This is a genomic window from Sphingomonas oligoaromativorans (genome assembly GCF_011762195.1).
Lineage (GTDB): Bacteria > Pseudomonadota > Alphaproteobacteria > Sphingomonadales > Sphingomonadaceae > Solisphingomonas > Solisphingomonas oligoaromativorans.
In genome coordinates this window covers 675,107-700,212 of record NZ_JAASQK010000001.1, presented here as the reverse complement: position 1 = coordinate 700,212, position 25,106 = coordinate 675,107, and the positions used below count along the sequence as shown (strand labels likewise).

The following is a 25,106-nucleotide window of genomic DNA, read 5'->3' as shown; positions in this document are numbered from 1 at the left end:
AGGGAACAGGATGATTATTCGTTCGGACGAAACGGTGGACGTGCCGACATCGGGCGGCGGCTCAATGCGGATACATCTGTTCCGGCCGGCCGTTCCGGGCCGCTTTCCGGGCGTCCTGCTCTTCTCCGAAATCTATCAGGTGACGGATCCGATCCGCCGGCTCGCCGCGATGATCGCGGGGCAAGGCTATGTCGTCGGCGTGCCTGAGGTCTATCATGAATATGAGCCGGCCGGGACGGTGCTGCATTACGATCAGGCCGGGACGGATCGGGGCAATTTCCTCAAGTTCGATAAGCCCGTCGCCGCCTATGACGAGGATGCGCGGATCGGACTGGAGTTCCTGCGCGGACATGACGCCTGCACGGGCAAGCTCGCGACGATGGGCGTCTGCCTCGGCGGGCATCTCGCCTATCGCGCGGCGCTCAACCCGATCGTGTCGGCGGCGGCCTGCTTCTACGCGACGGATATTCATTCCGGGACGCTCGGCGCCGGCAAATCCGACGACAGCCTTGCGCGCATGGCGGAGCTGAAAGCCGAGACGATGTTCGTCTGGGGACGGCAAGACCCGCACGTCCCCTTCGAAGGGAGGCTCGCGATCCGGGCACGGCTGGAGGAAGTCGGCGCGCGCTACGAATGGCATGAGGTGAACGCCGCCCACGCCTTCCTGCGCGACGAGGGGCCGCGTTACGATCCGGCGCTCTTCCTCCAGGCCATCGACTGGACGCTCCGTCTGTTCCACCGCACCCTTTGCTGACAGCGCCTCAGGGGAGAGCCGCCGTGGCCGGCTGGCGCACAGGCTCCCCTTCGAGCTGCTCTTCCATCCCTTCAAGCGAGATGCCCTTCGTCTCGGGGAAATAGGCCAGCACGATCACGAACTGCACCACCATCATCGCCGCGAAGAAATAGAAGGGCAGGCTGACCGACATCGCCGCAACGGTGGGGAAAGCCGCCGCGATCATCGCGTTCAGCCCCCAATGGGTCGAGGCGCCAACCGCGCTGCCGCGCCCGCGCACCGGCGTCGGGAAGACCTCGCTGATATAGACCCAGATCACCGCCCCGGTGCTGGGCGCGAAGAAGGTGATGAACCCGATCAGCGCATACAACACCATCGGCTTCGGCAGCACGCCACCCATCGCCGCTCCCGCCACGGCGAGGCAGACGGCCATGCCGGCCGAACCGATCAGGAGAAGCGTGGTCCGCCCCAGCCTGTCGATCAGCAACACGCCGACGCAGGTGAACACTGCGTTGACCACGCCGATGATGACGGCCTGCATATCCGCCGAGAAGGCTCCGCCCGACACCGCGAAGATGTCGTTCAGATAATAGAGAAGCGCGTTGATCCCCGAGAGCTGATTGAAGGCCGCGATCGCGACCGCCAGCAGGATGGGCTTCCGGTGCCGGGTCCAGGATAGCTTCTCGACCGTTCCCGTTGTCGCCAGGCCTCGCCGGAACTCATCGATGGCGGCATCGGCCCGATCGGCCCCCATGCCGATACGGGCGAGCGAGTGGCGGGCCTCATCCATCCTCCCCTTGCCGACCAGCCAGCGTGGGCTGTTCGGAATGCGGATGAGGAGAAGCATGAAGATCAGCGCCGGCACCGCGGCCACGCCGAACTTCCACCGCCATTCCGCCGCACCGAGGCCGAGCGAGCCGATGATGGCATTGGAGACATAAGCGAGCAGGATGCCGAGGATGATGTTGAACTGGAAGGTCGCGACCAGCGCCCCTCGCTTCGACGGCGGCGCGATTTCCGAGATATAGACCGGCGCCAGCACCGAGGAGCCTCCGACGGCGAGGCCGGCGAAGACGCGGAACAGAACGAGCGAGCCCCAGCTCCAGGCGAAGGCGCAGCCGAAACCGGCGATGACGTAGAAGAGCGCCAGCACCCGCAGCGTATCGCGGCTGCCGAAACGATCGCCGGGAGCGCCTGCGAACAGCGCGCCGATCAACGTGCCCCAGAGCGCGGAGGATACGGTGATGCCCAGCCATGTGGGATCGAGATCATATTGCTTCGACAGGGCATGGGTCGTGCCGGAGATCACGGCGGTGTCGAACCCGAACAGAAGTCCGGCCAGCGCCGCGGTGGCGATGCAGGCCAGCAAGCCGGGATGAAGCAGCGACGGCTCCGCGCCCGCCTCCGATCGAAATGCCGCCTGCCCCATGACGCCTCTTCCTCCACTGGTCGTTACGCTCGGGCGCAACGCTTGCTGGAGACGTGGCGTAAGGCACGGGCGGACGATCCTCAAGGACGTCCGCACGCACGCCGATCACGAACGCTCAGCCGTTCGGACATAAGGCAGGAAGAACATATACAATCCGCTCGCCAGCAGCAGCGCCAGCGGGGCGAGCGGCGCATAGACGATCGGCGGCGGTGGCGGGCCGAAGGGCATCATCACGAAGTTGGCAAGGATAGTCAGCGTCAGGATGATGCCCAGCCAGCGATGGCTCTGGCGGATCCAGCTTCGCAAGATCATAGCAGCCTCCCTTCAGGAGCACGCAGGATGGAATGAAGCACATGGGGAGCCTCAGCGGGCCTGGATCAGCTTCCAGCCGTTGCCCGACGGATCGCGGAAGCTCGCGTCGACCGAGCCGTAGCGCGCGATCGGTTCCTGCGTGAACTCGACGCCGCGCGCCCGCATCGCCTCATAGGTGGCGTGGCAATCCTCGACGACCAGCACGAGCGGCGGCATCGCCCCCTTGGCGACCGCCTCCAGAAGCCCCCGCGCCGTCTCTTCATCGACAGTCGGCGCCTGCGGCCGGAACAGGCCGAGCTGGAAATCCGGCTGATCGGGATGCTGCACCGTCAGCCAGCGATAATCCCCGTTATGCGCGTCGGTATGGACGCGGAACCCGAGCCTCTCGACATAGAACTGAAGCGCCTCGTCCTGATCGTGGACGTACAGGCCGGCGACTTGAACCCCTTGCGTCATAAGACCTCCGTTTCGGTTGCCCCGGTCCTATCGTCGGTTTCCCGGCGCCGCTTCTCCGAAACTGCGGTTTTGAGGTTGGGTCGCTGCGCCGCGCTGACGAAGCAATGCGGCACCTGCTCCAGATCATGTGCCGCGACCAGCATTCGCCGCCGCCATCCGCCCGGGCTTTCGCCGGTCACGTCGCGGAACGTGCGGCCGAAGGTTCCGAGACTGTTCCAGCCAGTCTGGAAGGCGATTTCCGTAACCGGCAGATCGGTATCGCGCAGCAGGGCCGCGGCCCGCTCGACGCGACGGGTCAGCAGATAGCGATGCGGGGGAACACCGAAGGCATCCCGGAACGATCGCGCGAAATGGGCCTCCGAGGCGCCGCTGACGCGGGCCAGCCGCGACACCGGCCATTCCTCATGCGGGGCGGCATCCATCCGATCCTTGGCGCGCAGGAGGCGGCGGAGCAGCTTCAAGTCCCTGTCGGCGGACGCTGTGGCGATCTTGGACGTCACGGTTCCCGATCAAGCTGGCGGATCGTCGGCCTGTGATGCCCAGTCCGTCCGCCGTGCGCAATGGTCCGCGACGAAGGCCCTTCGTGGTCGGTGTCCTATTCGATATCGGCCACGAACACGCCCAGAGGATCGAGGTGAACCCCGTCCGCAGACGGAAGGGCGCGATTGCTGGCGATGATATGACCGATCTTCGCGGCGCCGACGCCGGCCAGGGCGACATCGGCCGGCTTGTCGTCGAAATTGAGCAGCACGAGCACCTTATGGCCTCCGCCGCTCCGCTGGAAGGCCAGCACTTGCGGATCGTCCGGCGCGACCTGCACATAATCGCCCGACAGGGCCGGATTGGTCCGGCGGGCGGAGATCAGCGTACGGTATAGAGTCAGCACCGAATTGGGATCGTCCATCTGGGCGGCGACGTTGCGCGTCGCATAATCGGGGCCGACCGGCAGCCACGGCTTCGCGCCGTTGTTGAAGCCGGCGTTGATGCTCGCGTCCCAATGCATCGGCGAGCGCTCGCCGTCGCGGCCCTTCTCCAGCGGCCAGCCCTTCTTGCCGATGATGTCCTGCACATCCTCGACGCGGGTGGGATCGTTGTTCACCATGCCCAGCTCCTCGCCATAATAGAGGACGGGCGTGCCCCGCAGCGTCAGCAGCAGGGCGCCGGTGAGCTTGGCCATGTCGTCCGTGGAGGCACCCGGCGGCAACGGCAGGCGCCCGGCCACGCGGCGATTGTCGTGGTTCGACAGCGCGAAGCAGGGCCAGCCGCCGACCGGATTGCTCTCGACCGCCTGAATCCGCGCGCGCAGATCAGGCGCGGTCAGCGTCTTCAGCGTCATCAGGTTGAGGAACATCGGAAGCTGAAGCTCGTCGTTCTTCGGCCCGTAATAGCGGACGAGATCGGCGGCATTGTCCGTCCAGGTCTCTCCGATCAGCACGCGGCCCGGATAGCGATCGATCACCTGGGCGCGCAGCTTCTGAAGCTCGCTATGGACCTCGGGCTGGTTGTCGTTGTTGGGGCGGCTCTGGTTGGGCATCCCGAAGGCATCGGTGCCGCTGGTGAGCGGATTGTCCTTGAGATCCGGGCGCTCGAACATCGCGTCCACCGCATCGAGGCGATAGCCGTACACGCCGCGCTTCAGCCACCACGCAGCCGCATCGAACATCGCCTGCTCGACCTTCGGGTTGCGCCAGTTGAGATCGGGCTGCTGCGGGTAGAAGTAATGATAATAGGACTGGCCGGTCTTCGCGTCGGCCGTCCAGGCGGAACCGCCGAAGATCGACGTCCAGTTGTTGGGCGGGCTGCCATCCGCCTTCGCGTCGCGCCAGATGTAGAAATCGCGATAGGGGTTGGTGCGGCTGCTGCGCGACTGGACGAACCAGGGATGCGTATCCGACGTGTGGTTCACCACGAAATCGAGGATCAGCTTCACGCCGCGCGTCTTGCCGTCAGCGATCAGGTGATCCACGTCGGCAACCGTGCCGAACTGCGGATCGACGCCGTCATAATCCGCGACGTCATAGCCGAAATCGGCCTGCGGGCTCGGGAACATCGGCGTCATCCAGATCGCGTCGACGCCCAGCGCCTGGATATAATCCATGTGGCGATCGATGCCGGCGATGTCGCCAATGCCATCATTGTTGCTGTCCGCGAAGCTGCGCGGATAGACTTCGTAGACGACGGCATGTTTCCACCAGTCGAGCTGGTCCGCCGCGGGATTGGAGGGCATCGCGAAAGGCGTCGCTGCCGCCACCGGCGCCGCGCCCGTCAGCAGGGCCGCACAAGCCGTCGCCATCCGGAGCCGACGAACCCCGCGAGACTTCATCATTCCATCCACTCCTTCACGCCGAGCACCATGCCCGAGATCGCCGGCAGGCGACCGATCGCGGCGCCGCCCACTTCGGCGACCACCCGCCACGGGCCGGATTCCGGCGGGTGCCAATCAAGCACCACATCGCCGAGATTGAAGACGCAAAGAAGCCGCTCTTCCCCGTTCGACCGCTCGAACAGCAGAAGCGCTTCGCTTGCCTCGATGATCCGCATATCGCCGATCAGCAGCGCGTCGCTGGCGTTGCGCATGGCGAGAAGTTCCCGCGTGAGGGCCAGCATGGAATCCGCGCTCGCCTCCTGGCGGTCCACGGCCAGCGCATCATGGTCGTTGCCCAGCGGCAGCCAGGGCTGCGCGGTCGAGAACCCGCCATGCGGCCATGCGTGCTGCCACGGCATGGGCGTCCGCGCGCCGTCCCGGCTCAGCGTCAGCGGCCAATTGGCGATCGCCTCGGGATCCTGAAGAGCCTCGAAGGGGACGTCCACCTGCGTCAAGCCGAGTTCGTCGCCCTGATAGAGGAAGATGTTGCCGCGCAGCGTGACAAGCAGCAGCATCGCCATGCGCGCCGTGCGCGCCGCCTGTTCAGGCGCCGCCCAGCGTGAGATGGCGCGTGGCGCGTCATGGTTGGAGAAGGCCCAGCTCGGCCAGCCGATCCCCTCACCCGCCGGCCAGCGATCGAGCGACGCCTTCACGAGAGCGGGCGTGAGGCGCGGCGCATAGAGGAAGTCGAAACTGTAGGCGCTGTTCAGCCGCCGGTCGCCGCGGGTGAAGGCCTTCATCTCGTCATCGGGATCGGGGCCGCCGATCTCCGCGACGGTGAAGCGGTCGCCATAGCTGTCGAGCACGTCGCGAAGCCGCTCGATGAAGCCGGCGATGTCGGCGTGGCTCTGGTTGAACAGATGCTGTTGATAGTCGAACGGACGCGTGCGCGGGCCGCCATTCTCCGGCGCTGGCGGATTGTCGCGCAGCTCCGGGTCGTGCATCGCGAAATTGAGCGCATCGAGGCGAAAGCCGTCCACGCCGCGATCCAGCCAGAAGCGCGCCGTGTCGATCAGCGCCTGCTGCACATGCGGGTTATGGACGTTGAGATCGGGCTGCTCGGTCAGGAAATTGTGCAGATAATATTGGCGACGGCGCGCGTCCCAGGACCAGGCGGGGCCGCCGAACACCGAAGCCCAGTTGTTGGGCGGCGAGCCATCCGGCTTGGGATCGGCCCAGACATACCAGTCGGCACGCGCGTTGATGCGATCCTGCCGGCTCTCGCGGAACCAGGCGTGCTGATCGGAGGTGTGCGAATAGACTTGATCGATGATGACCTTCAGCCCCAGCGCATGGGCGCGCGCGATCAGCGCGTCGAAATCGGCCAGCGTTCCGAAGATCGGGTCGACGCCGCAATAATCCGCCACATCATAGCCGAAATCGCGCATCGGCGAGGTGAAGAAGGGCGACAACCAGATCGCGTCCACGCCGAGCGATGCGACATGGTCGAGCCGCGCGGTGATGCCCGGCAGATCGCCGACGCCATCTCCGTTGGAATCGGCGAAACTGCGCGGATAGATCTGGTAGATGGCGGCGCCGCGCCACCAAGGCCGGTACGCACGGAGGGGCTGCGTGATCTCGGGGGCCGATTGGGTTTCGATCATCATGGGGCTCTGTTGCAGATCACATAGTCGAGGGGAGCAAGCGTGACACGCACGCTGCCCGGCGCCGAGGCGACGGGTGCGCAAGCGCCATGCAGACTGACGAAGCGGGATGAAGCGGTGTCGACCTCCACCTGCGCCTCGATCGGCGCGGTGGAGGTGTTGAAGGCGATCAGCACCTCGCGATGGGTATCGGGATCGAAGCGAGAGACGGCGAGCAGGCCCGGCCTGTCGCCTGCCGCGCGGACGATCTGCGTGCCCCGGCGCAACGCGGGCGTCGCCGCGCGGATGCGGGCAAGCTCGGCGATGGCGCGGTAGATCGGGTGTTCCGTGTCGAAGCGCGCGGTGGCGTGGGTCGCATCGGTGCCGAGCAGCTTCTGATCCAGATAGAGCGGCGTGCGGCTGGCGAACTGGTCCTCGCGCGCATCCTGATCGTTGCCGGTGCCGACGAAGCCCTGCTCGTCGCCGGCATAGATGGTCGGAACCCCGCGCAGGGTGAGCAGCATGGCGTGCGCAAGGATGACGCGGCGCATCACCTCCTCGTCGCTGGCCTGCGGGAAGCCCCGCTTCACGAACCAGGCGAAGCGGCCGTTGTCATGGTTGGAGACGAAGGTCGGCAGTTCGTTGGCGGTCGCGAAACCGTGCTCGTAGAGCGGATCGGCGGCGAAGGTCCGCTCGAACAGATCGGTGCCCGCCTTGCCCGCGACGATCTCGGCCGCGGCCTTGGCGAAGGCGAAGTCCAGCACGGCAGGCAATTTGTCGACGCGGCTATGCTCGGCCAGCGTGGCGGCATCGGGCACAGCCACCTCGCCGAAGATGTGGAAGTTCGGGATGCCGGCGGCGCGGGCGCGCCGCTCCATGGCGGGCACGAAGGCCTGCCAGAATTCCGGGTTCACATGCCGCGCGGTGTCGATGCGGAAGCCGTCGACATGGAAGCGGTCGATCCAGCCGCCATAGATGTCGATGAACCCGGCCACGACGCGCGGGTTCTCGGTCATCACATCGTCAAGGCCGGAGAAGTCGCCCATCGTCGAGCTTTCGCCCGCGAAGGTCGAGTCGCCGCGATTGTGGTAGTAGATCGGGTCGTTGAGCCAGTCCGGCACCTTCTCGTGCGCCTCGGCCGCCGGGACATAAGGGGTGTAGGCATAGTCCGGCCGGGTGAGATGCGCGAAGTTGGCGAGGCTGTGATCGGCGTCGCCCGCGAAGCCGGCGTTGATCGGCTCCCCCGCCACGCCGCCGCGCCGCACATAGGGATAGTCGGCGCGCGAGCGATAGGGACAGGCCTGCCCCTCGGCGCATTCGCGATACCGGATGACGTCCGCCGTGTGGTTCACGACGATGTCCATATAGACCTTCAGCCCGCGCGCATGGGCGGCGTCGACCAGCGCCTTGAAATCGGCATCGCTGCCGAAATGCGGGTCGACATGGGTGAAATCGGTGATCCAGTATCCGTGATAGCCGGCCGATTCATGGCCCGCCGGCCCCTGCACGGCCTTGTTGCGGAAGATCGGCGCCACCCACAGCGCGGTCACGCCGAGGCCCTGGATATAGTCGAGGCGGCGAAGCACGCCCTTCAGGTCACCGCCATGGTAGAAGCCCTTGTCGGCCGGATCGAAGCCGGTGCGCAGCCGATCTCCCGTCAGGCCGCCGCGATCGTTGGATGGATCGGCGTTGTCGAACCGATCGGGCAGCAGGAAATAGATCGTCTCGTCTTCGGGCAGGCGCTGGCGATAGTCGGCGGCCGCCAGCGGGGCCGTCGACAGCAGCAGCGCCGCGAGCGCGAGGAGCCGGCGGCGCTTCATGCCACCGCCACGATGCTGATCGGATCATCCTGCATGGTCGAAATCCCGTGATGGTCGCCCTGCCCCGGCGGCCGGCCTCGCGAAGGCCGTGCCGCCGGGCGCCCGGTCAGAACTTGTAGGCAAGCCCGAGATAGTAATCCCGGCCATAGCGCTGATAGTCGATCACCTGCCGCGGATCGTTGTTCTGGTAGGTGACGAACGGACGATCGGTGAGGTTCTTCGCCTGGGCCAGGATCGACAGGCCCTTGAGCGGCCCCGAGTTGAAGTCATAGCCGATCTGCGCGTCGAGGATGCCTTCCGCCTTGGCCTCGCGATAGGTCGGCGCCGCCGACAGGCCCGCCACCTCGCCCAGGAACTTCGAGCGATAGCGATAGCTCACCCGCGCCTGGAAGCCGGATTTCTCGAAATAAAGCTCGGCGCTCGCCACCCATTTGGACAGGCCCGGCAGCGTGATCGGCTGGGTCGGGTTGCTGTCGTAGATGATGCGGCTCTTGCTGTACGACGTGCTGCCATAGAAACCGAAGCCGTCGAGGATGTGGGTCACGTCCTTGAACGGCAGCGAGAGCGTCGCCTCGAAGCCCTTGAGGTTGCCATGGCCCGCGTTCGCCGGGATGTGCGACAGGCCGATCTGCCCGCCGGTCGCCAGCGTCGCCGCCTGCTGCGCCGGGGAAAGCTGACCCAGATAGTCGGTGAAGTCGAACGCGACGCTGTTGTTCGGATCGACGAAATCGGTGAGGTGCTTGTAATAACCCGCCACCGAGACATAGCCCGAGTTGGTGAAATATTTCTCCAGGCTGATGTCGAGATTGGTCGACTTATAGGGCTTCAGATAGGTGTTGCCCGCCTGGAAGCTGAACGGGCTGTTGATCGGCCCGCCGCCGGCTCCGGCATTGGTCGCGTTGACGTCCAGTTCGCGGTTGGAGCGTTCCTGGTCGAGGCGCGGGCGCACCATCGTCTGCGACGCGCCGACCTTCACGAAGGCGCCCGGCTTCACCTCCAGCGCCAGCGCGAGGCTCGGCAGGAAGTTGGTGTAGTTGGTCTTCTCGTGGATCGGATCGATCGTGACGACGCCGTTGGTGAAACTGGAGGTCGTGCCCGACGAACTCTGCCCGGTGTGGACGATCTGCGCGCCGATCGAGCCACGCAGCGGCATGTCGGCCACGCGGCCATCGATCTTCAGCTTGGCATAGCCGGTCCAGACATTCTCATAGACCTTGTTGTCGCGCACCAGCGAGCCGGGGCGATTGTCGTAAAAAGCGTCGTAGGCATTGTTGTAGAGATACAGCGGGTTGAGCGCGAGTATCTGCGGGATGCCCAGATAGCCCAGTGACACCGAATCCCCGGTCAGCGCGCCCGCAGGCACCGGCGCAGAGGTCGGCGTGCCGGCGGCCGGCGTGATGGTGCAGCTTCCGTCGCCGCCCTTCGGGCAGAGGAAATAGGACTTGTAGGCGCTGTCCTTCTCGCGGCGGCTGTAGTTGACGCCGACTTCCCAGCCGTGGAGCAGCCCGCCGCCGAACTCGCCGTCGAGGCTGGCACGCAGCGCCTTCAGATCGTCGGTGAACACCGGCTTGTTGAGGAAGCCCGCCTGCACGACGGTCTGCGTGCCGTTATAGCCCCAGCCCTGCGGATCGGTGAGCTGGAACACGCTGTCGTCGGCATAATCGAGGCCGGTCTGGAAACCGAAGGTGCCGTCCTTGTTCTGCGTGACGGTCACCGTGTCGCCAGGGCCAGTCTTGTTATAGCCGGCGCCGGTATAGGTCTCGAGCAGGAAATCCGTTCGCTTGGCGTGCGACCAGCTCGCATCGACGACGAAATGGGTCGTGTCGTTGAAGCTGTAGACGTTGTTCCAGCCGAGCGAGATATTGTCAGCGGTGCGGCGGTTATAGTCATTGCGCTGCACGCCGTGGACATTGTCGAAGGTGGTCGACGTCTCGAGCCCGTCGACGACCGTGTTCGCGGTATAAGGGAGCGGCGAGCCGTCCGCCTGCGAGCCATAGGCGAGCGGGAACTCGATGCCGCGCAGATGCTGCGTTTCCTTGAAGTGCGAATAGAGCGCGTCGAAGGTCGAGTGGAACTTGTCGCTCGGCTGCCATTCCAGCGTGGCGACGCCGCCGACGCGGTTCAGCAGGTTCGACTGGACATAGGGCTTGGCGCCTCCGAGCACGAGATTGCCCGCCGCGTCGTTGGCGTAGCCCCATGCGTTGTAACGCTCATCCTGCGAAGGCGCGGATGTCGCCGAGATGCCGAGCGCGACGCCGAACGTGTCGTCGGCGAACTTGTCGACATAGGCGCCCGACACGCGATAGCCATACCGCGTCTGATCGGGATTGAGCGACTTGTAGTCGTTCATCTCGCCGCGCGCCTGGATCGAGACGATCCGCTCCGCCTGCGCGAGCGGACGCAACATCCGAAGGTCGACCGTGCCGGAAATGCCCGCCGCGATCAGCCCGGCGTCAGCGCTCTTGTAGACATTGACGGTCTTGAAGAATTCGGACGGATACTGGTCATATTCCACGCCGCGATTGTCGCCGACGGTCACCTGCTCGCGACCATTGAGCAAGGTGGTGCCGAAATCCGGGCCAAGGCCGCGGATCGACAGGCGCTGGTCGCGGCCTTCGAGGCGCTGGGCGGTAACGCCGGGGAGACGGGCCAGCGAGTCCGCGATCGAGACGTCCGGCAGCTTGCCGATATCCTCGGACGAAACGGAATCGACGATCGTGGTCGACAAACGCTTGATCCGGGCGGCGCTGTCGAGCGAGGCGCGGATGCCGGTCACGGTGATGGCGCTGGCGGCACTCCCATCGGCGCCATCGGTCGCGGCGGCGGCCGGCGCGACCGCGCTGCCGTTGAGAGCGATCTGCTGCGCCTGCGCGGTGCCGGCCAGAAGACCGATCAGGCTGACGCCAAGCCCGAGACGGGTGAGCGCAGGGCGAACGAAAGCGGGCGCCGAAAAGCGCTGTGCGGAATAGATCATGATCCTCCCCCTCGGAGGCGGCCGTGCGGGACCGCTCTTTTTGATTGCGCGGCGGGCACCAGCCCTGCCGTCCGCTGTCCTGTGCGACAATCGGGCGGCACCGTTAAGCAGGCCACATACGTATTCAGTACGTTCCCGCCCCCGGACGCTATATGCAACGCGCTGAAGGGGCCGCCCGTTGGCAGGGCGAGACACACCCGCATGGTGAGGGGCAAGGGCCGGCATGGCGAAGGCGACATCGTTCGATATTGCGGAGCTGGCGGGCGTCTCGCAGCCGACCGTCTCACGCGCGCTCAGCGGCAGCGGAACGGTGAGCGAAGCGACGCGGAAGCGCATCGAGGCGATCGCGCGCCAGCTCAACTACAAGGTGGACAAGAACGCCTCCAACCTGCGCCGCCGCCATTCCGAGACGCTGGCCCTGCTGCTGTTCGAAGACCCGACCTCGGATGAATCCATGATAAATCCCTTCTTCCTCTCGATGCTGGGATCGATCACGCGCACCTGCGCCAAACGAGGTTACGACCTGCTCATCTCCTTCCAGCAGATGTCCGCCAACTGGCATGTCGACTATGAGGACAGCCGCAAGGCCGATGGGCTGATCCTGCTCGGCTATGGCGACTATGAGGCCTATCGCGCGCGGATCGACCAGTTGGTCGAGCAGGGCACGCATTTCGTGCGCTGGGGTTCGGTGCAGCCCGATCAGCCCGGCATCACCATCGGCTGCGACAATGTGCAGGGCGGACGGGAGGCGACGTGCCATCTGATCGGGCTCGGACGGCGGCGCATCGCGTTCCTCGGCGAGGCCAACAGCCGCTATCCCGAATTTCTCGATCGCTATCGCGGCTACTGCCTTGCTCACCACGACGCCGGTCTGGCCCCGCCGCCGCTCACCTTGCAGGCCGACGCGATCACCACCGAGCAATCGGGGCAGGATGCCATGCGCCGCATCCTGCTGCGCGGCGATCCGCCCGATGCCGTGTTCGCGGCGAGCGACCTGATCGCGATCGGTGCGATGCACGCGCTGGCGGAAGCCGGCCTGTCGGTGCCGGGCGACGTCGCGGTGGTCGGCTTCGACGACATCACCGCCGCCAGCCTCGCCAATCCTCCACTCACCACCGTGGCGCAGGATGCGCGACGTGCCGGCGAGATGCTGGTCGATACGCTGCTCGCCCAGCTTCGTGACGAGACGGTCGAAGGCGCCACCCTCCCCGCCCGCCTCGTCGTGCGGCGTTCGACGGGCGTGCATTGAGTGGCGGAGAAACCCCGCCAGGGCTTCCGCGGGCTCTGGAACATTTCCTTCGGCTTCTTCGGGATCCAGACGGGCTTCGCGCTCCAGAACGCGAACGTCACGCGCATCTTCCAGACGCTCGGCACCTCGATCGACGCACTGCCGCTGCTCTGGATCGCCGCGCCGGTGACGGGTCTGCTGGTCCAGCCGCTCATCGGCCATTTCAGCGATCGGACCTGGGGAAGGCTGGGGCGGCGGCGCCCTTATTTCCTCGTCGGCGCATTGCTGGCGACCTTCGCGCTGCTGGCCATGCCCTCGGCGCCCGGCATCGCCGTCGCGGCCGTGCTGCTATGGCTGCTCGACGGCTCGCTCAACGTGACGATGGAGCCGTTCCGTGCGTTCGTCGGCGACATGCTCGCGCCGGAGCAGCGGACGGCAGGCTATGCGATGCAGACCGCCTTCATCGGCGCGGGCGCCGTCGCGGCCTCGCTGGCGCCTGAGATACTGAGCCATGGCTTCGGCATCGCCAGCACCGCGCCGCCCGGCGTCGTGCCGCCCTCGGTCCGTCTCGCCTTCCAGATCGGCGCGGCGGTGTTGCTCATCGCGGTGCTGTGGACGATCCTGACGACACGCGAATATTCGCCTGCCGAGCTCGCCTCCTTCGACACCGCCGCAGAGGCAGGGCCGGACGACACGCCGCTGGTCGCGCCGCGTTCCGGCCCGGTCTGGCTGGCTCTCGGGCTGCTGACCGGCGTGGGCGTGGACCTGCTCGGGCTCGACAAGCCGCTCTACATCCTCGCCGGCGGGCTCGCCGCTTTCGGGCTGGCGCAGATGATCCACCGCCGCGCGCTCCTCGGCGGACGCGGGGACAATGCACTCGGCCGCATCATCTCCGATCTCGCCACCATGCCGGACGGGATGCGCCGGCTTGCGCTGGTGCAATTCTGCACATGGTCGGCGTTGTTCATTCTCTGGGTGTTCACCACCCCCGTCGTCGCCATGGTCGCGTTCGGCACGCGCGACCCGACCAGTCAAGCCTATGCCGACGGCGCCGACTGGGTGGGCGTGCTGTTCGCCACCTATAATGGCGCGGCCGCCATCATGGCCTTTCTGCTGCCCCTCTTGGCCAAGCGGATCGGGCGGCGTGCCACGCACATCCTCTGCCTGCTGGCCGGTGCGATCGGCTTCGCCCTCATTCCGCAGGTCCACAGCGCCACCGCGCTGCTGGCGCCGATGCTGCTGGTCGGCATCGCGTGGGCATCGCTGCTCACCATGCCCTACGCGATCCTCGCCGGGCTGCTGCCGCAGCGGAAGCTCGGCGTCTATATGGGGTTGTTCAACATCTTCGTCGTGCTGCCCCAGTTGCTGGTGTCGAGCGTGATGGGAGCGATCGGCGCTCATCTTTTCCCCGGTGATCCGCGCTGGACGCTGTTCTTCGCGGCGGGCGCGCTGGTGACCGCAGCCCTCGCGATGACGAGGGTCACCGCGAAAGCCTGAGCAGCGCGGCTAGGGCCTGCCAGAAGCGCGCGGTTCGGGGCCGAGATAGGACGGGGCCAGCGGCACGGTGCTCAGGACGAGCTTCTGGGGAACGACATTGTCGTCGATGCGCCAGAGCTTCACCACATGATGTCCGGCGGCCAGCCTTCCCATCGCAGCGGAGAGCCGCGAGACATTGTCGCAAACGGCTTGGGTCCACCGTTTGCTGGCCGGAATATCGGATGCCCCGCCGGTGGGCTCCATGTCGATCTTCAGCATCTGGACCGGGCCATTGTCGATCGACACGCCTATGCGCAGACCGCCCGCCCTCATGGTGTCCAGCGTCGGCGCCAGATCAAGCGTCAGCGTCGCCGGCCCCGCTTTCCCGACGGTCACATCATATTCGAGGCAGACAGCATCCGCCGGCGACGTCGCGGGCCGCCCCTGGGGAAGCGCCAGCACCGCGCCATCGGTGCGGCTCAAATTGGGGATGCGCTGCCAATGCAGCCCCCGCCCGCCCCTCGCCCGGCTGAATGCCGTCGCTTCGATGGCGATCACGCCCTCCGGCACAGGCGCGCGTTCGACGAATTTCGGCTTCCGGTCTCTCCGATCGTTCGGCGTATCCGCCCCGACGCGCATGATGCTCGGCATCGTCTGCTGAGTGGGATCATTCCAGATGACATAGCTCATATGGACCTGCGCCATCATGCCGTCCCACTTCCCGTCGTGGATCGTGTGATAGCGCCGGGTCAGTTCGCCATCGCGCGCGAAGCTGGCCTCCACCCCGTCGGCAAAGACATTGGCGCGGGAATCGTTGCGCGCCGCCAGCAGCTTGTTCCACGCGGCCGCGTAATAGAGGCGGTAGAGGTTCGCCATGGCGGCGATCGGGAACTCGACCAGTTGATAATAGCTGTCGAGCTGATCGGGGCGCAGCCGGGTGCGCACTTCGAGCATATGCGCTTCCAGAGCATCCCATTCGGCCACCATCGCGCCGAATTCGCCACCATCCAGCCCATCGGGCGTGATGCCCCCGAGCGCGAAACTGTCCTGATCGATCAGTTCCGGCTTCCGGCGCGCCGTATATCGGCTGTAGGCGGTTATCATCTCGCCGATGGCCCCGGCCTGTTCGTGGCCGAAAACGGCCTCGGCCCAGACAGCCGGATAGGCCGCAAGCGCCGCCGGGGTCATCGCCTCCGGGTTCCACGCCATCGCCAGGAAGAAGCTCAGCGGATATTCCATCGGCTTGATGTCGCCGACATTGACGATCCACATCGCTCGCGCCCCGCGCGCATAGGCGAGGTCCATCTGTTGCCAGACCTTCTCGATCTGGTTGGTGTTGATCCACTTGTAGTTGCGCGGCCCGCCGACATAGTCGAAGTGGTAATAAATGCCGTAGCCGCCCCGGCGAGCAGGCGTGCCGGGGGCAGGCAGGCGCCTGATCTGGCCCCAGTTGTCGTCCGAAAACAGCAGGGTGACGTCGTCCGGCACCTTCATGCCGTGATCGTAATAATCCTGCACCTCCTTGTAGAGCGCCCATATCTGCGGCGTTTCGCTCGCCGGCTTGCCGGTCGCTTCCGCGATGATCTTGCGCTGATCGGCCACGATCCGCTCCAGCAGAGGAACGGCCGCGCCCTCGGTCATCGCCTCGTCGCCGTCGCCGCGCATACCGATGGTGACGACCGACTCATAAGCCTTGCCGCCGCCCTTCGACATCATGCGCTCGATCCCGCCACGCCAGAAGGTGCGGAGATTCTCGGCATTCTTCGTATAATCCCACGGGCCGCCCGTGACGCCCAGGTCCGTATGCCGATGCCACTCGTCCTGGGCGCGCATCATCACCTCATGATGCGAACTGCCCATGACGACGCCCATCGCATCCGCCAGGCGCTGATTGTCGGGATCGTCGTCGGCGAAGGCCTTGGGCGCCCACATCGCCGGCCACAGATAATTTCCCTTCATCCGTAGCAGCAATTCGAACACATGCGCGTAGAGCGCCGAGTTGATCCCGCCGAATTTCTTCTTCGCCCATCCGCTGAAGCTCGGATCCTCGTCGTTGATGAAGAAACCGCGATAGCGGACCTTCGGCTGATCGCGTCGCGCGCGCGCCGGGATCAGGACATCGCGACGCCGCGCCACCGGCACGTCGGCGAACCAGTACCAGGGCGACACCCCGATGCGCTCCGATATGTCATAGGTGCCGAATACCGCGCCACGGCGATCGGCACCGACAATCACCAATGCCTGCGACACACCGGGAAGGGGATCATCGACGACGATCTGGAGGAAAGCCTCCCATTCTCCGTGAAGGCTGGTCGCGTCGATCTTCCCCGCCTGGACGAGGCGATCGATCGTCGGGCTTTGGCCGAGGACGCCGATCATCATGACAGGCCCCTGAAGCCCATCGGGGCCGATGAAACGCCGCGGCCGCTGCCCGCTCACCCGTTCGAGGTCGCTGGAGAAGCTGTCCGCCACATGCACGATGGCGGTGTCCGCGTTGCGATCGATCAGGATCGCGGCGGGTATCGAGTTCTCGATCAGGGGGAAGGCCTTTGCACTCCCCTGCGCCGAAGACGGTATGGCCGACGCCAGCAGCGGCGCTCGCAGCGAGAACGCGGCACTGGCACACGCAGCGCTACAAAGCAGCATCCTGCGCGTCATCGCGCGCTTGCTCGGCTCGATCACCGTCTTCTCTCCTGTTTTTATGCTAGCGCTACCATCGGCGACTGAGCACGGAAGCGCAAGCACCTCCGGCCGTGACGATCGAGCCGGTGAAAGAACGATCGGCGGCAAGACGGGAATCCCACGCGGGCAAATCTTGCTCAGGTGGCGTTACCGCGGCGATGCCCCCCAACCCACATCGTCGAATAGGCGACCGCCTCCTGACCACCATGCGCCGCCGTGCCGACGAAACCGGGCATGGCAAGCCCCGTCACATCGACGGCCTCGACAGCATGGCTGAACTCGGCCGGTGGATTGGCCTCCCACCGCAGGCGACAATGATCCAGGCTCACACGATCGACATGGCGGATGTGAAAGCCCGGCGTATCGTGCGGCTCCAGAGGTTCGACCGCTTCCGTCGGGCGGTTGTCGAATATCCCTCCGGGATAGCGCGTCCAGCGCCCCAATGTCAGGTCCACCCGACGCAGGGTGATATCATGCGCCCGCGCTTGCGGGCTCCCCTCGATCCGCACGCTGTTCTCGGCGCGGCCCGTGACCCGCTCCACCGTCACATGATGCAGGCTGCCGAGCGCCGCGCCCGGCTTGCGGGGGATGGCCGTGAAGGAGATCGCCTCGCCCCGGCCCCACCATGGCGGCGAGAAATGCCGGGCCGTGAAGCGAATGTCGCGGAAGACGATGCCGAATATATTTCCCGCGTCGCGCAACTGGATGCACAGGCCGCGACAGGAGTTCACGATCGTGCATCGCTCGAAGACCACGTCGCGGATATCCTGCACCGTCTCCGTGCCGATCTTCAGGCCCGAGTCCTGCGTCTCCAGCACGCAGTCATGGACATGGATATTGCGCGAGGGGCCGAAATGCTCGCCGCCGCGCGTGGTCTTGATGACGATTCCGTCGTCGCCGCAGCGGATATGGCAGTTGCGGATCTCGACATCCTGGCAGTGATCCGGGTCGATGCCATCGCAATTGGGGACGTCGAGCTGATTGTCGATCCTCACACGATCCACCAGCACGCGCCGGCAGCCGAGCAGATGGATCGTCCATGACGGCGCCTGACGGATTTCCAGATCGCGGATCACGAGGTCCGCACAATCCTCCAGCACGAGCAATCGCGGGCGGAACGGCTTGGGCACATACCATTCGTTCTCCGCGTCATAATGATCCATGAATTGCGGGGAACGGCCATCGATCGTCCCGCTTCCCGAGAGGGTCAGACGATCCGCCCCCCTGGCATGGAGCAGCCCCGCTGCCTTGTCGGGATAATGTTCCGGGTCCGTGCTCGCGAGCAGGACGCCGTCGATGCGCAATTCGATGCCGCCGGCGAGCTTCACCGGGCCGATGACGAAACGTTGGCCGGCCGGCACCAGAACGCACCGACCTGGCCCCGCCGCATCGATCGCTCGCTGCAAGGCGGCGGTGGCGAGCGTCACGCCGTCGCCGACCGCGCCGAAATCGCGGATATCGAGGGCGGGTCGCGTGGCGGCAAGAATATCGGGCGTCATGCCCCCGGCCACCGTCAGGGCACCGGCGGCCAGCATGGTACGGCGATCGATCATCGCGCCGGATCCCCTTGAAACGAGACATCCCACACCTTGGAGAGCGTCGACTGCCCCTTCGGCCCGCTCACGCGCAGGGTCACGACGAACTTGCCCGCCGTGGCATAACGGTGGACCGGATGCTGCTCACTCGCGTGCGTGCCGTCGCCGAAATCCCAGTCCCAGCGGGTCGCCGGGCCGAGCGTGTCGTCATGGAAAGCCACCGTCCGCTGCGCCTTGTCGAGAATGACGAACGACCAGTCCGCCCTGATCGCGGGGCGCTCGGCGGGCTCGAGCGGCATCAGTCGGAAACCGCACAATTCGGATGCCTGACCGTACATGGTGTGATGGGGAGACAGGTTCCAGAAATGATGGGCGCCGCCCGGTCCATCATAGTCGATGACCGCCCAGGACATGCCGATCACCTTGTTCTCCGAAAGCTGGCTCTCGACCGAATAGGCCCCGCCACGGGCATCCGCATGATCGAACGGCGTGATCCAGAACTCGGCGACCAGCCGGCCGGACTGGCCCGGCCTGAAGCCATAGCGATAGGCGATGTTGGACCAGGGCAACCGCTTGATCCAGGCGGCCTGCGGCCCCCACGCCATCGCCCAGTCCTTGTTCAGAGCGGGCGTGAAGATATGGTAGTTCTGGGCGTCGACGTTCTGGAAGTCGAACCAGGCGGCCTGCTCGTCGACACCCGGCCCGGTGTCCGCCGGTGCCGTGGCATGGGGCGGCTTGAAGGGATGAAAGCGGGAGATCAGCGGACCGCCTGAGCGGTTGCCGTCGACGATCAACTCGAACGTATCGTTATGGAGGCCTGCCTCCCCGAAATCCCAGACATCGTCCGTCGCTTCATAGAGGAAATAGAGGCGGTTGAGGCCCTTCACCCAGCCGACCTTGACCGCGACCTGGAGGCTGCGCGGATCGGGATGGGCGCCGGATCCATCATCGGCGGTGAGGCGATCCCCGCCAATGACATAAGAGGGCGGCACCATCGCCCAATCGCTCGTGTCGCCATCGATCCGGGGAATGGCATCGGCGGGAAACTGGAAAACCGGATAGCCCTGTGGCGGACACATCGCCGCCAGGGATGGCGACGCGCACGCCAGAACCAGCACCGAGAGGCCGAAACCGCAAAGCCGCGTCTCCTTCGAAGGGCATACGTTCCGGCCGGACGCTCGTGGCCACCCCTTTCCCATGCCGCCTCCCCTCGATCAGTCATTCCATCTAATAGAACTCTATTTCATGATATGGCACTTTATTCCATCAATCATTTTCTCGGGCGTTCGTCCTCCCCGTGGGGAGCGGTACGCACCCATCCGCGCAGGCACGGCGAAGCTTCGCCGTTGACGCATAGCCAGCTTCAAATCTAACCTCCCCCTTGAGAGCGCTAACAAGAACCGCGCCACCACGAAGGCGCGTAAAGCCATGCGTATGGGAGGGAAGGATGCGGCTCACCGTCACGGGTGCGATGCTCACCGCCACAGCAGCGCTTATCTGCTGCTCGGCGATGGCCTGGGCTCAGGAGAGGAAAGCGATCCTGGGGCCGGCGGTTTTCGACTGGAACGCCATGACCGCCGTCAGAAACGGAACCGGCGAAGTCCGGTCCATCGTGAAGCAGCCGACCGCCACGTTGGACGAGTTGGAGATGCACGTCACCACGCTCAATCCGGGCGTCGCGTCGCATCCTCCGCACAGGCATCCCAATGAGGAACTGGTGATTATCGATCGCGGCACGGTCGAAACGCTGTCGAACGGCCAGTGGAAGCGGGTCGGGCCGGGTTCCGTTATCTTCAATGCCTCCAATTCGCTGCACGCACTGCGCAACGTCGGCAGCACGCCCGCGCAATATCACGTCATCAACTGGAAGAGCGCCACGACACCCGCCCACTGACATCGGGAGAATGCGATGAACCCCATCGATCGCCGCGCCCTGCTCGGGGCGGGCCTTGCCGCGGGGCTGGCCGCCGAAGGGCTCGCCCAGTCATTGTCTCAGGGGAACGCCGTTTCCGAAGTCGCCGCCCCGGTGACGGCGGAGCCGGAAGCGCGCTATCGCGTGCCCTTCGCCGTCATCGGGCTGGACCACGCGCATATCTATGCGATGACGGATGCCATGATCCGGGGCGGCGGCGTGCTGACCGCCTTCCACGCGATCGACCCCGCGCAGATCGCGACCTTCCGCAAGCGCTATGGCGCGGTGAAGCTCGCCCGCAGCGAGGCGGAGATACTCGAGGACAAGGCGATCAAGCTCGTCGCGGGCGCGCCGATCCCCGATCAGCGCGCGCCGCTCGGCATCCGCGTGATGCAGGCGGGGAAGGATTATCTGAGCGACAAGCCCGCAATCACCACGCTCGATCAGCTTGCCGAGGTGCGCCGGGCCATCCGGGCCACAGGTCGCAAGTTCGCCATCATGTATTCGGAGCGGCTCGAGGTGCGGGCCGCCGTGATGGCTGGGGAACTGGTCCGTCAGGGCGCGATCGGCAAGGTGGTGCAGACCATCAACATCGCCCCGCACCGGATCAGCGCCCCCACCCGCCCCGCCTGGTTCTGGGACAAGGCCCGCTATGGCGGCATCCTCACCGACATCGGCAGCCACCAGGCCGATCAGTTCGTCTATTATACCGGCACCACCAGGGCGCATGTCGTCGCCTCGCAGACCGGCAACCTCGCGCATCAGGATCACCCCGCCTTCGAGGATTTCGGGGACATGATGGTCTGCGGCGATGGTGGCACCGGCTATATCCGGGTCGACTGGTTCACGCCGGACGGGCTGCCGACATGGGGCGATGGCCGCCTCTTCCTGCTCGGGACGGAAGGCTATATCGAGCTGCGCAAATATGTGGACATCCTCGGACGTCCCGGCGGCGATCACCTGTTCATCGCCGACCGCAAGGGCGTGCGCTACATGGATTGCAGCAAGGTCCACCTGCCCTTCGGCCCGCAATTCGTAACCGATATCGTCGAGCGCACCTCCGTCGCGCAGGATCAGGAAGGTGCGCTTCTCGCCGCCGAACTGGTGCTGCTCGCCCAGAAGAATGCCACCCGGCCCGTCTTGTCCTGAGCAGGAGCGTAGCGATGCAGCGGATCATCTCACGACGCACCGCCATCAAGGCCACGGCGGCGATCGGGTTTCCCATCATCGTGCCGGCCAGCGTCCTCGGCGCGACGGCTCCCAGCAAGCGGATCAATGTCGGCGCGATCGGCGTCGGCCGGATCAGCCGCGGGCACGACATGAAGGAGGTGCTGAAGCACGACGATGCCCACATCGTCGCCGTGTGCGATCTGGATACGCACCGCCTCGCTGCGGGCCAGCGCCTCGTCGACGAGGCCTATGCCACCCGGACGCAGCGCCCTTATTCCGGCACGCGCGGCTATGGCGATCATCACGCGCTGCTGGCCAACAAGGATATCGATGCCGTCCTGATCTCCACGCCCGACCATCAACATGCCCGGCTGGCCATCGATGCCATCCGCGCGGGCAAGGACGTCTATCTCCAGAAGCCCGCCTCGCTCACCATCGCGGAGGGGCGCAAGATGGCCGATGTCGCCAGGGCGTCGGATCGCATCGTCCAGATCGGATCGCAGCAGCGCGGCATGGACCCGTGGCCGCAATTCCATCGCGCCTGCGAACTGGTGCGCAACGGCCGCATCGGGGCGCTCCGCCGGGTGGAGGTGGGCTTGCCGGGCGATCCCTCCGGCCCCGCCGCCCCGCCGATGCCGGTGCCGCCCAACCTCAACTATGAGGCGTGGCTGGGCTCGACGCCGGAGGTCTATTATACGGAGATGCGCGTCCACCCGCAGCATTCGCTGGAGGATCGGCCGGGCTGGCTGCGCTGCGAGCAGTTCGGCGCGGGCATGATTACCGGCTGGGGAGCGCATCACGTCGATACGGCCCATTGGGGCATGGATACCGAGCTGACCGGCCCCGTGGAGGTCTGGGGCCACGCCGAGTTCCCCAAGAGCGGGCTGTGGGACGTCCACGGCGCGTTCGAGACGCATGGGCTCTATGCCAACGGCGTGCAGATGACGATCTCCGGCGCGCTCCCGAACGGCGTGCGCTTCATCGGCGACGAAGGCTGGATCTTCGTCACGCGCAGCGGCGCGGTCACGGCATCCGACCCTTCCGGCCCACGAACCAGTCCGCCGCTGACCGCGAGCGATCCCAAGATCCTGACCAGCGTGATCGGCGCGAACGAAGTGCATCTGATGAAGAGCCCGGAGCATCATCGCAACTGGCTGGACTCGATCCACACCCGCGCGCCCAACGCCGCGCCGGCCGAGATCGGTCACCGCGCCTGCTCGACCTGCCTCCTCCACTGGATCGCGATGAAGACGGGCCGCCGCCTCCGCTGGGATCCCACCGCCGAACGCTTCATCGGCGACGACGCGGCCAACGCCATGCTGAGCAGACCACAAAGGGCACCCTACGCGATCTGAGCCTGCGACATGATCGGCCGGCCCGAAATCGTGGCCAACGGCGATGCCGTCGGTTAAGATCGGCGCGGAGAAACATGTTCATGGCAATGCCGCAAAAACCCATCGAGTGCGCCGGCCCCAACGTTCGGGCTCGGCTTCGTCCAGCCGCGCGATGGATGTTCTTCACCCTGATTGGCACCACCGGCCTCTCCGCGAGCGATCCGGCGGCCGCCCGCGACTATGCGTCACGCGATGTCGGCAGTTGGACGGTGGCGGCAAGCAAAGACGGAAAAGGATGTTTCCTGACCCGGGAATATGAGCGAAGCGGCGGAACGACGCTGCTCCTCGGTCTCGATATCGATGGCACAAACCGCCTTTCGGTGCTGAACGCCAACTGGTCGATCAAATCCAAGCAGCGGCTGAAGTTGAATTTTCGCCTCTCCAACAGCAGCTACCCCGCACATTTTGCCATCGGCATAGTATCGGACGGGAAACAGGGATTCGTGACGAGCTTCGGCGCGAAATTCCCATCCTACTTCGCTGCATCCAAGACCCTTCAGATCTCGCGCGGCGACGTGCCCGTTGAGCGGCTGAGCCTTGATGGGGGCGGCGCGGCAGTTGCCGAGCTTGGACATTGCGTCGACGCCCAGCAGGGAAAACCGGAGACCGCAGCCGCCGGGAAGGCGCGTTCAAGCGATATTCCGAAGGATCCGTTCGCAGCGTCCCCGGCGCGAGAATCGAAGAAGTAACGCACGCGGGATTTCACCATTGCGGTGAAGTGCCCGAAAAACGAGCCGGGCCACACTGCGAAGATCTGCCCGACCAGGAAAATGCACCGTTGAACAGAATGTGGATTGTAGGGAGAGCGCCGCTCGGCTTGCTTGCTCCGGTTGGTTAACAAGGAAGAAACGAATGTCCTCTATTGCGTCGAAATCCATGCTCGCCATGGTGACTTTGGCTGGTGCCGTCAGCCTCGGCGGCTGCGCCACGAAGTCCTATGTGCGTGAGCAGATCGCTCCTGTGAGCCATCGCGTCGACACGCTCGAAGCGAAATTGCAGGAGACCGACGGCACGGCCAAATCGGCACTGCAAGAGGCGCAGGCCGCATCCGGCCAGGCGCAGAACAACGGCCAACGCCTCGATCAGCTCAGCGGCCGGGTGGATGGCATCGACCAGCGACTGACCGCGCAGGAGCAGAAGCGCGCCAAGCGGCCGCGCCATTGATCGCGCACGGCGACGCATATTAATCAGTCCCCTTCTTGTGTCGGTCGTCCCCCGGTGGGACGGCCGATTCCTTTTTTGAGTGTTTCGAACAGATGATCCATGTCCTGCGGGCGCTGGCCGGGCTCGCGCTGATCGTTCCGGCTGCGGCGGGCGCACACCCGTCCAAACCCGTGAAGGCGCATCCGACGAGCCGCGCGGCCAAGCCGGCGATCATTCCCTCGGAAGACACCAGGCGCGTGGCGGAGTGGGTCATCGCATCGAAGGACAACCATTCGCTGCCCTGGGCGGTGGTCGACAAGCCGAATGCGGCCATGTTCCTGTTCGACCCGGAAGGAAAGCCGCTCGGCGCGGTGCCCGTGTTGATCGGCATCGCCGTGGGCGACGAGGCCAGCCCCGGCGTCGGCAGCAAGAAGCTGGCCGATCTCGGGCCGGCTGAGAAGACCACGCCGGCGGGGCGCTTTCTCGCGAAGTTCGGGTTGCCGGTGGCTGGGCAGCGGGTTCTCTGGGTGGATTATGCCACGTCGGTGGCGCTCCATCCGATCCCCAAAGACGTCGGCCCGAAGGAGCATCGGCGCGAGCGGATGCTGTCCCCGACGTCAGCCGACAATCGCATCACCTTCGGCTGCATCAACGTGCCCAAGGCGTTCTACAGCGGCCTCCTGAGCCCGCTGTTCCGAGAGAAGGGCGGTTATGTGTATGTGCTGCCCGATACGAAGCCGATCGAGGACGTGTTTCCACGCTTGCGGCTTCAGACTGTCGTGAACGGCAACAGCGGCTGAAAGATGCATCAAAACAGGGTTTCGGATGCTCAAGCCGACTGTTGGGCTCCGACAGGAAATACTTCGGGCGCCCCATAGGCGATCACCCGGAAAA

At 65.6% G+C, this 25,106-nt stretch carries 20 protein-coding genes; 9 read left to right on the top strand and 11 right to left on the bottom strand.

The window, feature by feature from the left end; translation table 11 throughout:
- Positions 1–10: 10 nt before the first annotated feature.
- Entirely contained in the window at positions 11–754 is a 744-nt protein-coding gene (locus FHS98_RS03365) for a dienelactone hydrolase family protein (protein WP_167099766.1), read from the top strand.
- Positions 755–761: 7 nt separating this feature from the next.
- Here FHS98_RS03365 and FHS98_RS03360 read toward each other — a convergent pair whose 3' ends face one another.
- From FHS98_RS03360 to FHS98_RS03325, 8 genes are all read right to left on the bottom strand, one after another.
- The gene (locus FHS98_RS03360; protein WP_208401920.1) at positions 762–2,162 is read right to left on the bottom strand and encodes a sugar porter family MFS transporter; all 1,401 of its coding nucleotides are present in this window, start codon (positions 2,160–2,162) and stop codon (positions 762–764) included.
- A 105-nt stretch (positions 2,163–2,267) separates the two neighbouring features.
- Positions 2,268–2,474 (bottom strand): hypothetical protein, encoded by a 207-nt coding sequence (locus FHS98_RS03355; protein WP_167099762.1) that lies wholly within the window; start codon positions 2,472–2,474, stop codon positions 2,268–2,270.
- Positions 2,475–2,525: 51 nt separating this feature from the next.
- Positions 2,526–2,930, bottom strand: a complete 405-nt coding sequence (locus FHS98_RS03350; protein WP_167099759.1) for a VOC family protein — start codon at positions 2,928–2,930, stop codon at positions 2,526–2,528.
- Entirely contained in the window at positions 2,927–3,391 is a 465-nt protein-coding gene (locus FHS98_RS03345; RefSeq protein ID WP_208401919.1) for a helix-turn-helix domain-containing protein, read from the bottom strand. The genes FHS98_RS03350 and FHS98_RS03345 overlap by 4 nt, the downstream gene beginning before the upstream one ends.
- A gap of 134 nt (positions 3,392–3,525) precedes the next feature.
- Positions 3,526–5,223 carry a glycoside hydrolase family 13 protein gene (locus FHS98_RS03340; RefSeq protein ID WP_167099756.1) on the bottom strand — a complete coding sequence of 566 codons (1,698 nt, stop codon included), beginning with the start codon at positions 5,221–5,223 and terminating at the stop codon, positions 3,526–3,528.
- A gap of 29 nt (positions 5,224–5,252) precedes the next feature.
- Complete coding sequence (locus tag FHS98_RS03335; RefSeq protein ID WP_167100356.1) at positions 5,253–6,899, bottom strand: alpha-glucosidase; 1,647 nt, start codon at positions 6,897–6,899, stop codon at positions 5,253–5,255.
- Positions 6,899–8,698: an alpha-amylase family glycosyl hydrolase gene (locus FHS98_RS03330; RefSeq protein ID WP_167099753.1), complete on the bottom strand. Its 1,800-nt coding sequence runs from the start codon at positions 8,696–8,698 to the stop codon at positions 6,899–6,901. The genes FHS98_RS03335 and FHS98_RS03330 overlap by 1 nt, the downstream gene beginning before the upstream one ends.
- A 106-nt stretch (positions 8,699–8,804) precedes the next feature.
- Positions 8,805–11,672 (bottom strand): TonB-dependent receptor, encoded by a 2,868-nt coding sequence (locus FHS98_RS03325; RefSeq protein WP_167099750.1) that lies wholly within the window; start codon positions 11,670–11,672, stop codon positions 8,805–8,807.
- Between the two features lie 223 nt (positions 11,673–11,895).
- Between FHS98_RS03325 and FHS98_RS03320 the strand changes: the two genes are divergently transcribed.
- A complete protein-coding gene (locus tag FHS98_RS03320; protein ID WP_167099747.1) occupies positions 11,896–12,921 on the top strand; it encodes a LacI family DNA-binding transcriptional regulator in 1,026 nt (341 codons plus the stop codon).
- The gene (locus FHS98_RS03315; RefSeq protein ID WP_167099744.1) at positions 12,922–14,397 is read left to right on the top strand and encodes an MFS transporter; all 1,476 of its coding nucleotides are present in this window, start codon (positions 12,922–12,924) and stop codon (positions 14,395–14,397) included.
- 9 nt (positions 14,398–14,406) lie between these two features.
- Here FHS98_RS03315 and FHS98_RS03310 read toward each other — a convergent pair whose 3' ends face one another.
- The 3 genes from FHS98_RS03310 to FHS98_RS03300 form a co-directional block, all read right to left on the bottom strand.
- A complete protein-coding gene (locus FHS98_RS03310) occupies positions 14,407–17,058 on the bottom strand; it encodes a glycosyl hydrolase 115 family protein (RefSeq protein WP_341786014.1) in 2,652 nt (883 codons plus the stop codon).
- A 137-nt stretch (positions 17,059–17,195) separates the two neighbouring features.
- A complete protein-coding gene (locus tag FHS98_RS03305) occupies positions 17,196–18,611 on the bottom strand; it encodes a glycoside hydrolase family 28 protein (RefSeq protein WP_167099742.1) in 1,416 nt (471 codons plus the stop codon).
- Positions 18,608–19,672 (bottom strand): PKD domain-containing protein, encoded by a 1,065-nt coding sequence (locus FHS98_RS03300; RefSeq protein WP_243847821.1) that lies wholly within the window; start codon positions 19,670–19,672, stop codon positions 18,608–18,610. The genes FHS98_RS03305 and FHS98_RS03300 overlap by 4 nt, the downstream gene beginning before the upstream one ends.
- A 368-nt stretch (positions 19,673–20,040) precedes the next feature.
- Between FHS98_RS03300 and FHS98_RS03295 the strand changes: the two genes are divergently transcribed.
- The 6 genes from FHS98_RS03295 (at position 20,041) to FHS98_RS03270 (ending at position 25,012) form a co-directional block, all read left to right on the top strand.
- Complete coding sequence (locus FHS98_RS03295) at positions 20,041–20,487, top strand: cupin domain-containing protein (protein WP_167099736.1); 447 nt, start codon at positions 20,041–20,043, stop codon at positions 20,485–20,487.
- 15 nt (positions 20,488–20,502) lie between these two features.
- Positions 20,503–21,654: a Gfo/Idh/MocA family protein gene (locus FHS98_RS03290; RefSeq protein WP_167099733.1), complete on the top strand. Its 1,152-nt coding sequence runs from the start codon at positions 20,503–20,505 to the stop codon at positions 21,652–21,654.
- 14 nt (positions 21,655–21,668) lie between these two features.
- Positions 21,669–23,030 (top strand): Gfo/Idh/MocA family protein, encoded by a 1,362-nt coding sequence (locus FHS98_RS03285; protein WP_167099730.1) that lies wholly within the window; start codon positions 21,669–21,671, stop codon positions 23,028–23,030.
- Positions 23,031–23,185: 155 nt separating this feature from the next.
- Positions 23,186–23,758, top strand: coding sequence for a hypothetical protein (locus FHS98_RS03280; RefSeq protein WP_243847820.1), 573 nt, complete (start codon positions 23,186–23,188; stop codon positions 23,756–23,758).
- 163 nt (positions 23,759–23,921) lie between these two features.
- Positions 23,922–24,233 (top strand): hypothetical protein, encoded by a 312-nt coding sequence (locus FHS98_RS03275; RefSeq protein ID WP_167099724.1) that lies wholly within the window; start codon positions 23,922–23,924, stop codon positions 24,231–24,233.
- A 92-nt stretch (positions 24,234–24,325) separates the two neighbouring features.
- Positions 24,326–25,012, top strand: coding sequence for a hypothetical protein (locus FHS98_RS03270; protein ID WP_167099722.1), 687 nt, complete (start codon positions 24,326–24,328; stop codon positions 25,010–25,012).
- The last annotated feature ends 94 nt before the right edge of the window (positions 25,013–25,106 follow it).

Coding starts and splice junctions, on each gene's coding strand:
- FHS98_RS03365 (WP_167099766.1), top strand. CDS start 11: ATGATTATTCGTTCGGACGAAACGGTGGACGTGCCGACATCGGGCGGC.
- FHS98_RS03360 (WP_208401920.1), bottom strand. CDS start 2,162: ATGGGGCAGGCGGCATTTCGATCGGAGGCGGGCGCGGAGCCGTCGCTG.
- FHS98_RS03355 (WP_167099762.1), bottom strand. CDS start 2,474: ATGATCTTGCGAAGCTGGATCCGCCAGAGCCATCGCTGGCTGGGCATC.
- FHS98_RS03350 (WP_167099759.1), bottom strand. CDS start 2,930: ATGACGCAAGGGGTTCAAGTCGCCGGCCTGTACGTCCACGATCAGGAC.
- FHS98_RS03340 (WP_167099756.1), bottom strand. CDS start 5,223: ATGGCGACGGCTTGTGCGGCCCTGCTGACGGGCGCGGCGCCGGTGGCG.
- FHS98_RS03335 (WP_167100356.1), bottom strand. CDS start 6,899: ATGATCGAAACCCAATCGGCCCCCGAGATCACGCAGCCCCTCCGTGCG.
- FHS98_RS03330 (WP_167099753.1), bottom strand. CDS start 8,698: ATGAAGCGCCGCCGGCTCCTCGCGCTCGCGGCGCTGCTGCTGTCGACG.
- FHS98_RS03325 (WP_167099750.1), bottom strand. CDS start 11,672: ATGATCTATTCCGCACAGCGCTTTTCGGCGCCCGCTTTCGTTCGCCCT.
- FHS98_RS03320 (WP_167099747.1), top strand. CDS start 11,896: ATGGCGAAGGCGACATCGTTCGATATTGCGGAGCTGGCGGGCGTCTCG.
- FHS98_RS03305 (WP_167099742.1), bottom strand. CDS start 18,611: ATGATCGATCGCCGTACCATGCTGGCCGCCGGTGCCCTGACGGTGGCC.
- FHS98_RS03300 (WP_243847821.1), bottom strand. CDS start 19,672: ATGTGTCCGCCACAGGGCTATCCGGTTTTCCAGTTTCCCGCCGATGCC.
- FHS98_RS03295 (WP_167099736.1), top strand. CDS start 20,041: ATGCGGCTCACCGTCACGGGTGCGATGCTCACCGCCACAGCAGCGCTT.
- FHS98_RS03290 (WP_167099733.1), top strand. CDS start 20,503: ATGAACCCCATCGATCGCCGCGCCCTGCTCGGGGCGGGCCTTGCCGCG.
- FHS98_RS03285 (WP_167099730.1), top strand. CDS start 21,669: ATGCAGCGGATCATCTCACGACGCACCGCCATCAAGGCCACGGCGGCG.
- FHS98_RS03280 (WP_243847820.1), top strand. CDS start 23,186: ATGTTCTTCACCCTGATTGGCACCACCGGCCTCTCCGCGAGCGATCCG.
- FHS98_RS03275 (WP_167099724.1), top strand. CDS start 23,922: ATGTCCTCTATTGCGTCGAAATCCATGCTCGCCATGGTGACTTTGGCT.
- FHS98_RS03270 (WP_167099722.1), top strand. CDS start 24,326: ATGATCCATGTCCTGCGGGCGCTGGCCGGGCTCGCGCTGATCGTTCCG.